Source organism: Paenibacillus sp. JNU01 (assembly GCF_059130585.1).
Genome location: NZ_CP169723.1, coordinates 4,906,256 through 4,919,281 on the forward strand (window position 1 = coordinate 4,906,256; position 13,026 = coordinate 4,919,281).

General features: G+C 47.3%; 9 protein-coding genes. 5 read left to right on the forward strand and 4 right to left on the reverse strand.

What is annotated here, in order from left to right:
• Positions 1–76 precede the first annotated feature (76 nt).
• The gene (locus NLBNIHML_RS21455; protein ID WP_339239549.1) at positions 77–769 is read left to right on the forward strand and encodes a response regulator transcription factor; all 693 of its coding nucleotides are present in this window, start codon (positions 77–79) and stop codon (positions 767–769) included.
• On the forward strand, positions 762–2,105 hold the full coding sequence (locus NLBNIHML_RS21460; RefSeq protein ID WP_494352700.1) for a HAMP domain-containing sensor histidine kinase: 1,344 nt from the start codon (positions 762–764) through the stop codon (positions 2,103–2,105). The genes NLBNIHML_RS21455 and NLBNIHML_RS21460 overlap by 8 nt, the downstream gene beginning before the upstream one ends.
• Positions 2,106–2,189: 84 nt before the next feature.
• On the opposite strand, the gene NLBNIHML_RS21465 is transcribed toward NLBNIHML_RS21460, so the two are convergent.
• On the reverse strand, positions 2,190–3,725 hold the full coding sequence (locus NLBNIHML_RS21465) for a carboxylesterase/lipase family protein (protein ID WP_494352701.1): 1,536 nt from the start codon (positions 3,723–3,725) through the stop codon (positions 2,190–2,192).
• Between the two features lie 114 nt (positions 3,726–3,839).
• Between NLBNIHML_RS21465 and NLBNIHML_RS21470 the strand changes: the two genes are divergently transcribed.
• A complete protein-coding gene (locus NLBNIHML_RS21470) occupies positions 3,840–4,649 on the forward strand; it encodes an AraC family transcriptional regulator (protein ID WP_494352702.1) in 810 nt (269 codons plus the stop codon).
• Between the two features lie 205 nt (positions 4,650–4,854).
• Here NLBNIHML_RS21470 and NLBNIHML_RS21475 read toward each other — a convergent pair whose 3' ends face one another.
• Positions 4,855–6,018, reverse strand: coding sequence for a glycoside hydrolase family 27 protein (locus NLBNIHML_RS21475; protein WP_339258858.1), 1,164 nt, complete (start codon positions 6,016–6,018; stop codon positions 4,855–4,857).
• 385 nt (positions 6,019–6,403) lie between these two features.
• On the opposite strand from NLBNIHML_RS21475, the gene NLBNIHML_RS21480 reads away from it, so the two are divergent.
• Positions 6,404–7,111: a DNA alkylation repair protein gene (locus NLBNIHML_RS21480; protein ID WP_494352703.1), complete on the forward strand. Its 708-nt coding sequence runs from the start codon at positions 6,404–6,406 to the stop codon at positions 7,109–7,111.
• 226 nt (positions 7,112–7,337) lie between these two features.
• Positions 7,338–8,519: a DUF4317 domain-containing protein gene (locus tag NLBNIHML_RS21485; protein WP_339239556.1), complete on the forward strand. Its 1,182-nt coding sequence runs from the start codon at positions 7,338–7,340 to the stop codon at positions 8,517–8,519.
• Between the two features lie 171 nt (positions 8,520–8,690).
• On the opposite strand, the gene NLBNIHML_RS21490 is transcribed toward NLBNIHML_RS21485, so the two are convergent.
• Together NLBNIHML_RS21490 and NLBNIHML_RS21495 are read right to left on the reverse strand one after the other, a co-directional pair.
• On the reverse strand, positions 8,691–9,809 hold the full coding sequence (locus NLBNIHML_RS21490; protein ID WP_494352704.1) for a response regulator: 1,119 nt from the start codon (positions 9,807–9,809) through the stop codon (positions 8,691–8,693).
• Positions 9,806–12,937 (reverse strand): ATP-binding protein, encoded by a 3,132-nt coding sequence (locus NLBNIHML_RS21495; protein ID WP_494352705.1) that lies wholly within the window; start codon positions 12,935–12,937, stop codon positions 9,806–9,808. The genes NLBNIHML_RS21490 and NLBNIHML_RS21495 overlap by 4 nt, the downstream gene beginning before the upstream one ends.
• Positions 12,938–13,026 lie beyond the last annotated feature (89 nt).

Here is a 13,026-nt window from a genome sequence, read left to right on the forward strand (position 1 = left end):
AGAATTCTTAAGTCGATTGTATTTGCTGGTAGTCGCCAATAGCGCATATTATACTGAAATTAGACGGAGGGATCAGATGAGCAAGAAAATTCTAATTGCTGATGATAACAGCGAAATTCGTGAAATTGTAAGGATTTTATTAGAGAGCGAGAATTATGAAGTGATTGAAGCGATAGATGGTCAAGATGCGATTGATAAAGTAAACGAAGAGACGGATCTTATTATCTTGGATATGATGATGCCCAATAAATCAGGTTTGAAGGCTTGTCTGGAGATTCGTGAACAAACAAGCGCACCGATCCTGTTTCTCACGGCGAAAACGCAGGATTCTGACAAACAATTGGCCTTTTCTTCCGGCAGTGATGACTTCTTGTCCAAACCCTTCTCTTATACAGAACTCGTTTCAAGGGTGAAGGCCTTACTACGGAGGTATTATGTTTATCGGGGCAAAGAGAAGACTGAAGAAACAGACCAAATTATCGTTAAAGATCTTACCGTCCATCAGGATTCAAAAGCCGTGTTTGTTGGGAAGAAGGAAATTGCTCTAACTGAAATTGAATACCAGATTTTGCTGCTGCTGGCTAAGAAGCGACGAAAGGTGTTCTCTGCAGAAAACATATATGAGAGTGTTTGGGGGCAACCCTACTTTTATACGTGTAATAACACGGTGATGGTTCATATTCGTAATTTGAGAGGCAAACTGGAGGATGACCCGCAGAACCCTAAATATGTGAAGACCGTTTGGGGGAAGGGGTATAAAATTGAATAGATTACTAATGGGAAAGAAACTGAAGATTAAACTGGTTCTGGCGGTTGTCATTTCTTTGGTCATAGCCGTAAGTACTTTCGTTATTTTACAAGTTGTTGGCGAGACTGTATTGGATAGTTATTTAAGCAAATCCACTTTTGTAGAGAACAGGCAGCAAGATGCGCTTGAACGATTCGAAGCGTTCGTGAACAATCAGAACGTGTCAACACGTAATCATGAGCAATTGTCTGATTGGATAAGTCATGAGCGCTACTTAAATCTGTATATTTTTGAAAAAGAAAAGTTGATATTTTCCTCTAACACGGAGATTGATCCTGCCATTAACGAGGAGCTGTTAACTCAATTTGTACCATCGAAAATACCCATCACCACCATCCATTTTGCGGATCAGGATGCCCAAATATATTTGGTTGGCTTTTATGAGTATCAATATTACAACCTCATTCTGATTATTGGTGTTTTCATAGCAGCTATCGTGTTCATCGTTTCCTTTCTACTGATAATTAATAAGAAAACGTCGTATATTGGCCTGCTTGAACAAGAGATCAAAATACTTGAAGGTGGAAATTTGGAATATTCGATTACGGTATCGGGAAAGGATGAACTGTCATCTTTGGCCCAGAGTATAGATGAGATGAGGAAATCTTTTGTGGAGCGGCTCGGCAGCGAGGAGAGGGTCAGGATGGCCAACCGCGAATTGATCACGGCGATTTCCCATGATTTACGAACGCCACTCACGATTCTATTAGGGTATATGGATATCATAGAGCTCAACAAGTATAAAACACATGAGGATCTGTTGCAGTATATTCATAATAGCCGGGAGAAGGCTTATCAGATCAAAGTGCTGTCGGACAAACTATTTGAATATTTCACGGTATCCTCTGCCGCTGAAGAAGAGGAAATAGAATTTGAAAGGTATGAGGGCAGAGCGCTTATCGATCAACTCATCGATGAACAATTAGTGGTTTTAAACGATATCGATGTGCAGGTTCAGACAGATGCACATCATGAGGAGTTTTTACTTGAAGTCAATCTGGTCGCCATGCGTCGCGTAATGGACAACATATTTTCAAATATTCGAAAATATGCCGATCCAGTGTTTCCCGTTCATATCCAGATTTCTTTGAAGCAACAATGGGTCACTCTTGAGGTGGAGAATAAGATTAAACGTGTTGGCAAAAAGAAAGATAGCAACGAAATTGGGCTCGTTAGTTGTCAGAAAATGATCGAACAGCACAACGGGACGTTGAAGGTGTCACAGGAAGAAGATACGTTTTCACTACAAATTACGCTACCTGTCATCTCCAATAAACCAACACAGACTCATATATAATGGGAAAAGAGAGATGTTACTGTATTAAAAGAGCCATGCATTCGCATGGCTCTTACGATATCGTCAGAGGGCAAGCCTCATGTCTCAAACAACAGGTTCATTCTGTTTCTTGAAATATTGTTCAATGAGAAACGAGAGCATCGGTCCAGGCTCAGCCTGCTGTAATTGAGACTGATCGCCAAATTCCATGAGATACGGCTGTTCCGTAGTACAAGGAATCCAATGAGGCATCCGTTTTCCGGTGGAATCTGAACCGTTCGGGTCACCTGTAGCAATAAAATTGCTTAAATAATTGCACATCTGGCGGGCCAGATCATAATGTTTGCCCGTGAAAGGCCGCCAGCACTTGGCTAGTGTCTCGAAGAAAAACCACAGATCGACGGAGTGGAAGGTTCCCGGCTGGTCCCATCCCGGAATCTCGGCGTCAAAGTTATAATAATAAAGAGGCGTCTCAGACGTATGACCGCTGTTCGCGCGGATGGCGAGCAGAATGGCATGTTGGATCATGCGTACTGATGCTTGTTGCAAAGCCTGCTCGATTTGGCCGGTCTCGGTCTCACATAGCTTCAAAAAGGCAGGAGCATCCTCGCCGAACAGCTCCACAGCCATCTGTTTCAGTTCTTCCAGATTGGCTGCGGCGGGACGGGTCCAGAATTCGGAAGATGTATGCCCCAGCATGACGGGGATCGCCTCGCGCTCCTGCTGAACAAAACGAGTAAACGGATCGCCTGCGCAGAATTGATCGTCGATGACGGTTCCCCAGAAGCTTTTGTATTCGAGTGCTTTGTCACGGAGAAATTCAGCATCCAGTTGTCTCGCTTCTGTAAGGGAAGATACCCCCAGGAAGTCGAAAAATGCAACCCCGGCCTGCTCTGCATCCCGCAGTGTGGAACGGACAGAAGGCACGCGGACTTTCGGGTACAACTCCGTAGCCATGCCGCTCATAATGACGGCTCGCTGGAACAAGCCCTTATTTTGCGGAGAGGTCATCTGGCTGAGTACACTTCCTCCGCCTGCCGACTGTCCACCGATGGTGATCTGGTCCGGATCACCACCAAAGGCGGCAATGTTGCGTTTGACCCACTGCGTGCCTGCTTGTTGATCGAGATGACCGAAGTTGGCGGGTGCATGGGGAGATTCGGCGCTTATCTCGGGATGACACAGGAAACCAAAGGCATTCAGTCGATAATTAATCGTCACAACGACAATACCTCTACGAGCGATTCGCTCGCCATCAAATTCCATTTCGGCCGTATGGCCAACCTGTAGGCCTCCGCCAAAGTACCAGACAAAGACAGGTAACTTCTCGTCCGTGCGCTTGGCTGGTGTCCAGACATTCAGATACAGACAATCTTCGTCCATGGGCAGGTCAGGATCAACTGCCCATTCGCGGGTGTAGATATTGTTATCATCGATGACTGTTGGGGCTTGCATGGAGATAGGGGAAAAATCGAAAGCTTGCAGTACACCGTCCCAGTTCGACTGCGGCTGCGGGGCACGCCAGCGGTTCTCACCTACAGGAGGCGCGGCAAAAGGAATTCCCTTGAAGCTGGTAATCCGCGGATCCGCCGCAGGCAGTCCTTGCACTTGTCCATGTTCTACCGTAACCATTCTAAGCATAACAACAATCTCCTCTCTGGATTTAGGTTGTAAGCGTTACCGAACATCTGATTAACGATATTAAGATAAACCGAACGCGAGAACAGGGTAGCTGTAGAAATGGGGGAATCAAGGTTGAATCCGATTTGGCATGAGAGCAGCAGAGCTAGTAATTTGTATTTTATCAGCGGTGGTCACAAGCCAGCTAATTCTCATCAATGGGGGCCAGGCGTGCGTGACGTTTATGCGCTGCATTATATTATCCGCGGTCAAGGGACGCTGGAGACTGGAGGCCGCGTATTTCGGTTAGTCACGGGGGAAAGCTTTATCATATTTCCGCAAAAGGAGATTTATTATTATCCAGACCCGCAAGATCCATGGGAGTATGTCTGGGTGGAGTTTAGCGGTGAGGATGCCGGACGATTGCTGGGGCTAACGCAACTTTCAGAAGTACAACCCGTAGTGACGATCTCACCGGAGACACTGCAGCCTTTTTATCACCTTGCCTGGAACGCAGGTGCATCATCCTATGAATTGCTGCGGGCGGATGCGCGTTTGCGTCTGCTGCTCTCCTACTATATGGAGTTTTATCCAAAGAGGCCGCAGGTGGAGGCCAAGGATTATGTCTGGTTGGCGAGAAAGTACATCGAGCAGAACTACTGGAAGCCGACATTGACCGTCACGGAGATTGTAAAGGCAGTCAATCTGGAGCGCAGCTATTTGTTTCGTCTGTTTAAAGGAGCAACCAGTAAGTCTGTTCTGGAGTATATTACCTCCTGCCGAATCCAGCGCGCCTGTGAGCTGCTGAAGACATCAGGTCTGCCGATTCAATCGGTAGCCTACTCCGTCGGCTACAATGATCCGTTATATTTTTCCAAAGTATTCAAGAAATCCACTTCACATACACCAACAGCATACATGATGCTGCACCAGACCAAGGCATAACGTTAACGGAACAGGGCGCAGTTCCCGGACTCGCGGAAATAACGTATCAGCTTTTCAATGGGCTCGCGTCCACAGTTCAGTTTCACTCCAAGACAATCGATGCACAGAAATTGCTGGGCAGAGCGCGAGATCAGTTTAAGGTAGATGCCCACATCGTCTGAAGAGAGCGGAACCTGACAGGAGGTGCATAGGCGATGTTGAGCCATTATTTCACCAGTTTGGCCCGGACGATGAGGCAATCATGTGCTGCGACAACGGGAGCGAAGCGTTCACGGAACACGCCAAGCTCTTTATGTTCCCAGCAGTCGTACATCGACAGAGCATAACCGGCAGCGTAAGGCAGACCCATATCCCAAAACTGCAAAGACAACTCCCGCTGGCTGTCGCTCAGGTTGAAGAAGCCAATAGCCAGATCACCATCTGTAAGTACCTTCACCAGCATAAAGACATCGTCTGTGTGAAACCATTGCGGCTCTGGTTTAATGCGGTAAGCGCCGCGAGCTTCTACATCCTGGTTGATGGCAAGAAGGTCAGGATTCAGAAGAATATCTTTGGTAATCTGGTTAGCCTTGCGCACGTCGCATCCGATCATTAATGGAGAACCCATCATGGACCAGAGGGAGAAGTGGGTTTTATATTCGATGTCGTTGCATCCGCCGATACTGCCAATATAATCATTGTTGCTTCCACCGTACATACCAACGATTAGCATATCCATATCGTTATGGCAGAAGGAGCCGGTGTAGCTTTGTTTCCCCAATTGAGATAGGGCAAGTTCCTTTACTGAGTCCCAGTTGTCGCGGATATCGCCAGTGGAGCGATACATGTGGGCACCCGATTCCCGAATCCAGTCGTATACGTCGTCAGCTCCCCAGTTGCAGGCGGAGAACAGGATATCGCGACCGCAGTTTTTCAGCGCCAGGCTCATTCGTTTGTACAGCAGCTCTCCTGAGATATGTCGTGGCTTGAAGCAATAATCATATTTCAAATAGTCAACGCCCCATTCGGCAAAAAGGGCAGCATCTTGGAATTCATGCTCAAAGCTGCCTGGATACCCGGCACAAGTATGCGTACCCACGCATGAATACATGCCGAACTTCAGTCCTTTGCTATGGATGTAATCAGAGAGCGCTTTCATTCCGCTGGGGAACTTCTCCGGGTCAGCCACCAGGTTGCCACTTTCATCCCGTTCCTTCAGGCTCCAGCAATCATCAATCACGATATACTCGTAGCCAGCGGCCAGATAACCTTCCGATACAAACACATCAGCGACATCCCGAATTAATTGTTCATTAATATCCCACGTAAAGGTATTCCACGAATTCCATCCCAGCGCAGGGGCAAAGCCTAATACTTGATTGTTGCTCATGATCTCGCATCCTTCCTCTCCTCAATTTCGTTAACGATACTAAACTGAACATAAACGATGAGCGATGATTCCTGCCATAGCTTAACGTTGCTTGGACATGGACATATGTTGCTCAGCTGTGCTGAGAGGAATGATTGCTTCAATCCAGACTTTGGGCAGGTGTTCAGAAGTGATGGGTAGAAGCATTTAAGGAAGGAAAAATGTCTATCTGCACAGAATTTATGCTATCTTTTCAGGAATCTGTGGGGAATGATACTATGAATACTATGGTCGGTAATCATGCTCGAACAGGATAAGGTGTGATTTTCCATCGGTAGTTCGTTAAACATAAGATTCTGTTTGATATGATCAGATATATAATTTATAGGATTGGAAGTGTTGCCAAATGAATCTGGATGAAGTAATGCAGGAGCTTGAAGCGCTGGGCAAAGAACGAACGAAAAAAATCTATATCTCCAATGGTGCGCATGAACCGCTATTTGGCGTGGCAACCGGGGCGATGAAACCAATGGCGAAGCGGATCAAAAAGGATCAGCCTTTGGCAGAGCAACTATACGCGACGGGGAATTATGATGCGATGTACTTTGCGGGTGTGATTGCCGATCCTGAAGTGATGACGGAAGCTGATTTTGACCGTTGGATCGATGCTGCTTATTTTTACATGATCGCTGATTTCATCGTTGCCGTCACGCTGGCAGAGACGGATATTGCTCAAGAAGTTTCGGATAAGTGGATTGCGAGCGGAGATGAACTCAAAATGTCAGCAGGATGGAGCTGTTACTGTTGGTTGCTCGGCAGTCGAAAGGATAGTGAGTTTTCTGAGAATAAACTGACGGAGATGCTGGAACAGGTAAAAAGGACGATTCACGAATCTCCGGAACGAACGAAATATTCGATGAACAACTTCCTGTATACCGTTGCAACATCCTATCAACCGTTGCACGATCTGGCGGTGGAGACGGCCAAGGCGGTGGGACCTGTTGAAGTGAATAAGGACATGCCAAAGAGCAAGCTGCTGAATGCCTCTGAGAATATCCAAAAGGCAGTGGAAAAAGGGCGGACAGGGTTCAAGCGTAAATATGTTAGATGTTAATCGTAATCGCTGTAATGTGATAGACTAGAACATCAGGGATGTAACACATACAGGAGGTGCTCGTATGCATGTAAAGAGTGTCTCCCTATTTGTGTTGTTGTGATTATCACGTGCGTGTGTAACTGAAATCCATTAACCGTCAAGCAACAAGTTAGTCAACAAATTCTCTGTCGATCCTTTATACTAATAAAGCCAGAAACATATCTAAGGAGTTGCCGAATCCAATATGAATAAAAAAGAAGTCGCGCATATACGCAAGCAGTTTAAACTCGATCACGATCTACTGAATATTTACGATATTCTCAACGTCTATATTACGAAGGAAACCAACGAGGTCTATCACTGGGAGCGTCACCCGTTCGAACTGGTGGATAGAGAGAAACAAGAGCTGTACATGGGCAATTTCAAAAAATTGCTGACAGGTGATTTGGATCAGAAGTTGTTTGAGTTGAAGTTCCAGGAAGCAGCGGAGGACCCGGCTCAGGTATTGCTTCACCAGGCTCTGGTCACAGGTGACCCGGACGAATGGCAGGATCTCATGCTGTTGCTCGTGGATCGAATGTTGGTGGATGCCAAGTATGAGCGGGATATGGTAGCTACGTTCGTGCGCGGACAGTATTATCTGCCGACTAAGGCTAGAAACGAAGCCACGGAAGAGAGTGAGAAGAATGAGGTGTTCGCCCATCCCTTCATTCTGTGCAGCGTGAACTCCACGGAGAAACAGCGGAAAACGCTCTTGTTTGACTATGTGGAGAGAGAATTCAAATACAACATTATTGTCGATCCGATTATCAAATTAAGCACGCCAGAGCAAGGGTTCCTGTACCCGAGCGTAACGGACAACTACTCCGATGTGAATCGTGTTCTATATTGCACAGGGAAATCCAATTTCCCGGACCCACATTTTGTTGAAAATGTACTGAATGGCGAAAGATCCGTAACCGCACTGGAAGAACGGGCGATCTTCGAAGATATCGTCAAGGAAGTGGCCGGTGAACAGCTCGATTCAGCCACCATTGCGCATGTATATGAGGAGATCAACCGCGTTATCGAAATTAACGAAGAGTCCCATGAGGAAGAACCTCCGAAGCTGGATTATAAAGATCTGGAACGTGTACTGACCGCAAGTGGTGTGGAAGATCTGACAACAGAGAAAGTGGAGCGTGCCTTCGAAACGATCGTAGACAACAAGAATTATGAGATGAAGGCGACCAGTGTTATGCCGAAGTTTACGTCCAAGTCCATCAAGATCGAAACTAAGGTTGCTACGATTTCGGTTAGCCCGCAAGACCTAAGATATGTGAAACAGGTGAACTATCAAGGCAGACGTTGCATCATGATTGAAGTGGACGAAGATGTCGTGATTGAAGGGTTTACCCTTAATACAGAAAAACTTATCAATGAGTAATTGATTGTAGACCCTGATGATGTAATATCATCAGTTATGGACGAATGAACGTCCATTTATGGCAAAAAGCCCAAGCCTAAAGGAACACCGAACTGCTCCCTGTCGTAGTAAACCATAGAAGACTACGATAGGAGCAGTTCAGTATGCCAAGGCATGGGCTTTTTTGCTATTTCAGGACTGTCGCAACAGTTGCTTGATTTCCGCTGCCGGACTGGAGCCAAGTTCTTCTTTGAGTAGTTCCTCCAGAACAAGATACTGTCGCTGCGCTTCGGTTCTTCGTCCAAGCGACAGATACAACAGGATGATCTCACGATGAATATCTTCCCGAATCGAATCAATCTGGAGGATACGTTCAAAATAATACAGCGCCCGTAACGTCTCGCCTTTCTTCGCGTGATAGTGGGCAGCGGTTTCCATCGTCATGAGGAAGTCCAGTTCCAGCTGTCTGGACCACGCGAAAGCCCACTCATAGTGCCTTCCTTTCAGGAGTTCACCCGTATACAATGTGTCCATCCGCTCGAAGAGCTCTGGACGATGTGCCGAGGCCTGACGCATCTGGCGGAACAAGGCCTCAAACTCGTACAAATCGCAGTTGATTGCATCTCGGTCAATACGAATGCCATTCCTGTCCTTAAGAATGATTGGCACGTCACTGTTGTCGCCGATGGCACGCCGCACGTAATACAGTGTGGAATTGATGTTCGTCCAGGCCTTCTGTGGACTGAGGTCCTTCCACAACGTATCAGCCAATGCATCGCGGGTGGTTGACTTGGTATACAACAAGAAGGCGAGTAACTCTTCCGTTTTGGGCGTTCTAAGTTTGATGGGGCTATCTGCTCCGGCTCCACCGAACACGGTGAATTCACCAAACAGACGAACGTTCAGTTTCGGTTCTGGCACCGCTGGCCCTGGCGTTGTCACGGATTTGTGAAGCTGCTGCTGCAACCGCTGAATGCTGCGGTTCAGTCGCTCTGCCGTGACCGGTTTAATAACGTAATCGATCACCTCTTTGTCGAAGGCCTGCACCGCATATTCCTCATATCCGGTCACCAACACGATGGAAAGCAAAGGGTGATGTTTCCGCAATTCACCAATGAGGTGCATACCCGAAATGCGAGGCATTGTAATGTCCAGAAATGCTGCATCGAAGCTATTCTCTGCCGCGTATTCACAGGCTTCCTCCGGATCGTGAAACGCACGACATACTTCAACTTCTCCGCTTTCTGTCAAAATACGATTCAGTCGCTTGAGCGACAGATCCTCATCATCCACGATGATGACTTTTATCATGTCTCATAACCCCCGTTCCCATCTGTGCTAATACGTTGATTAGGAAGATCAAATGTAATGCGCGTTCCCTCGCCGTCCAGACTTTCCATCTGAAGGTGTCTGCCATACAGCAGGTTCAACCGGCTGGAGATATTCCATATTCCCACGCCGTTACTGCCGTCCGTGGATTGCCGAATTTCCTCCATTCTTTGCTTGGTTATGCCGATTCCGTTGTCCTCGATAGAGAAACGTGTTTCCGTATCATTCAGATTACGAATGGACAATATGACGCGACCACCGCGAATGCTGGACATCAGCCCGTGCCGAATCGCGTTTTCGATCAGGGGTTGCAACGTGAGGGGCGGAATATCCATATTTCGGTTCACGTCCGCATCCACATCAATAATGACCTCCAGCCGTGAGCCAAAGCGTGCCTGCTCAATGGCAACGTATGCTTCGATCATCTCCAGTTCGTTCATCAGGCTGGTTTTGGAGTCCAGATGTTTGAAGTGCACACTGCGCCTTAAGTAACTCGATAATTGCAAAATCAATTGTTCTGCCTGATTCGGCGCATCTACACACAATTCGGCAATGGCATTCAGGGCGTTATACAGAAAGTGCGGGTTCATCTGTGACCGCAAAAAGGAGATCTCGGCATCTCGCGCGGCTTGAACAGACGTTATCATCCGGGTCAAACCGCCGATCCGTGCCAGCAATTCCTCTGATTCAAACGGTTTTGATACGAAATCATTGGCACCTTTCTCCAAAGCCAGCTTCAACTGGTTGGCTTTATTACTTGCCGTCAGCATAAGCACCGGAAGCTCGGAAGGAGAGTAACGTTCCCTGATCCGTTCCAACAATTCGTACCCTGACATGTCCGGCATCATAATGTCAGCAATGACCAGATGTACGGCAGGAAGCTGGTCGAGCAGATCCAGTACAGAAGGGGAACGTGAGGTTACCGCATAACTGTAGCCCTCCAACTTCAAGAGATTCACTATGGTCTGTAAATTAGCCGAGTCGTCGTCCACAACGATGATCCATTCGTTGAGATGCCCTTCCACAATCGTTGGTTCTTCGAACCTTAGTAACTGATTACCATGACTTGTAGGAGCTATGGTAATTGGCTTGACGTTGGATCGTTTCTCACCTTTGCCATCGGCCAACGGAAAAGTCAGGATGAACGTGGCCCCCATGCCAGGTGCCGATTCTGCATGAATGGTTCCTCCATGCAGCTCTACCAGCTTGCGTGTAATGCTTAGTCCAAGTCCGGTGCCTCCGGCAACGACTGGTCCTGTATCTGCTTCCTGCTCGAATGGCAGGAAGATATGCTCCAGCTTGTCCTTGCCGATGCCACGACCGGTATCGATAATGCGGATTTCCGCTTTGCCATGAACAACGGCAGCTTCGATGCTTACTGTACCTTTTTCCGTGAATTTGACGGCATTACCGATCAGATTATGTAAAATCTGAATCAGTCGGTTGCCATCCGCATAGATTGGCGGGAAATGAGCCGGGATGCGATTAACGAGCTCCACCATTTTCGAGCCAAGCAGGAAGGAGTGCATACGCATGACCGATTCGACAAACGAGTACAGATCGGTTGAAGACCGGTAAAGCGGGATGTCGCCATGTTTCATTTTCGAATAATCCAGTAATTCATCGACCAGGTAGGTTAATCGTCTGCCGCTACCCGTCACGATCGCCAGGTTATGCGCCTGTTCGTTGGTAAGCGGACCTTCGGCACCTTTGAGCAGGCTCTCACTGATGTTCACAATGGCATTCAGCGGTGTTTTGAGCTCATGCGAGGTGTTCGACAGGAAGTCATCTTTCACCTTATCCAGCAAGAGCAACTGATCTTTGAGCGCACGGACTGTACGATATGACTCGAAGAACCGAAGTACCGCCAGAAACAACATCAGGATGCTGAACAGGACAATGGAGACCTGCCCGATGTTCATATTTTCCTTTAGCGAGATGGAGAAGAGATTAATGTCCAGACAGTACAGCATGATGCTTAAGAGAGCCGCATACCACAAGAAAGTAGACAGCCGATCACCCTTCTCACTCGTCAGAAACTGTGATGCGCATTGATATAACAACCAGAGCAACATTAACGTGTACATAACGACAACGTAAGGTGCAGCCAGCCCGTAGATGGAAATAGGCAGGAGCGCGACCATGCATAAGTAAGCTCCGAAGATAATCAGGATTACCGTTGTAAGCAGACTGGTCAAGATGCCTGTTTTGAATCGGTAGAAGTAAAAGGTCAGCAGACCCAGGCATGCAACGGAGCAGAAATCTTTTAATTTATAAAGCGTGCTAAAGGAGATTTCCGTGTTCACCATGGATAACACACGTTCGCTGATCATGCCGTTATAGAGCGCATACAGCAGACAGATTAGACCAAGCAGCAGCAGCGAATCGTCTCTGTTTCGGTAGAGCGCAGACCCCAGGTAACTGATAAGGAATATGGTCGAAATGGTAGCCAGGACAGCAAGTGTGCCGAATTCAACGGCTGTGCTGATTTGATGTTTTTTCAGCATGGCTGCTTGTTCGCCGAAAAAGAGTGGCCCCGGAATGCCAGCGTCCGTGTAATCATAATTAGCCACCCGGATCACAATTTCAATGTCACCGCCATGATAAGGAAAGAAGCCGATCTGTGGGGAGTTTCCCGGTCGATATCCCGCTGATTTCTCCACGGCATGTCCGTCTTCCAGTAGCTTGTTGCCATTGATATAGATTTCGCTGGCAAAACGGATGTTCATTTTTTTGATAGCCAGCGTTCCTTCAACTGGTACATTTCGGAGCACCAGTCGATACGTGGCGAAGCCGTGGGTTGGCAGTCGTTCGCCGTCCATTTTAATTCGATTCCATGAACCGGGAACCTTTGCATATGTATCGGGTGCTATTGTTGGACCAACCTGATTCGGAGTTGCAGATTCAACAGGAAGCAACTTGTTCCAGTAAAATTCCCACTCACCGTCCAGCTTGATCCGCTCGTCTTGTTCCGGGTTCCAGCCCGATAGATCCATAACACCTTGACGGGCAAGAAGAGCCGCAGATTGGGGTTCTCTGATTGTTGACAGGAGCAGTACGGTAACAGCAACTACAACCGTCAGGACAACGCCTGAAATTTTTAATAACACGAAATGCTGCTCCTTTAGAGGTTGTGTGAACCATTGGTAGATTCGAACCAAATCTCTTGTATTCTATCGGCATTGTAGCGAATATCTCT

Excerpts from the sequence above, each read along its gene's own strand:
- NLBNIHML_RS21455 (WP_339239549.1), top strand. The coding sequence starts at position 77 with ATGAGCAAGAAAATTCTAATTGCTGATGATAACAGCGAAATTCGTGAA.
- NLBNIHML_RS21465 (WP_494352701.1), bottom strand. The coding sequence starts at position 3,725 with ATGCTTAGAATGGTTACGGTAGAACATGGACAAGTGCAAGGACTGCCT.
- NLBNIHML_RS21475 (WP_339258858.1), bottom strand. The coding sequence starts at position 6,018 with ATGAGCAACAATCAAGTATTAGGCTTTGCCCCTGCGCTGGGATGGAAT.
- NLBNIHML_RS21480 (WP_494352703.1), top strand. The coding sequence starts at position 6,404 with ATGAATCTGGATGAAGTAATGCAGGAGCTTGAAGCGCTGGGCAAAGAA.
- NLBNIHML_RS21485 (WP_339239556.1), top strand. The coding sequence starts at position 7,338 with ATGAATAAAAAAGAAGTCGCGCATATACGCAAGCAGTTTAAACTCGAT.
- NLBNIHML_RS21490 (WP_494352704.1), bottom strand. The coding sequence starts at position 9,809 with ATGATAAAAGTCATCATCGTGGATGATGAGGATCTGTCGCTCAAGCGA.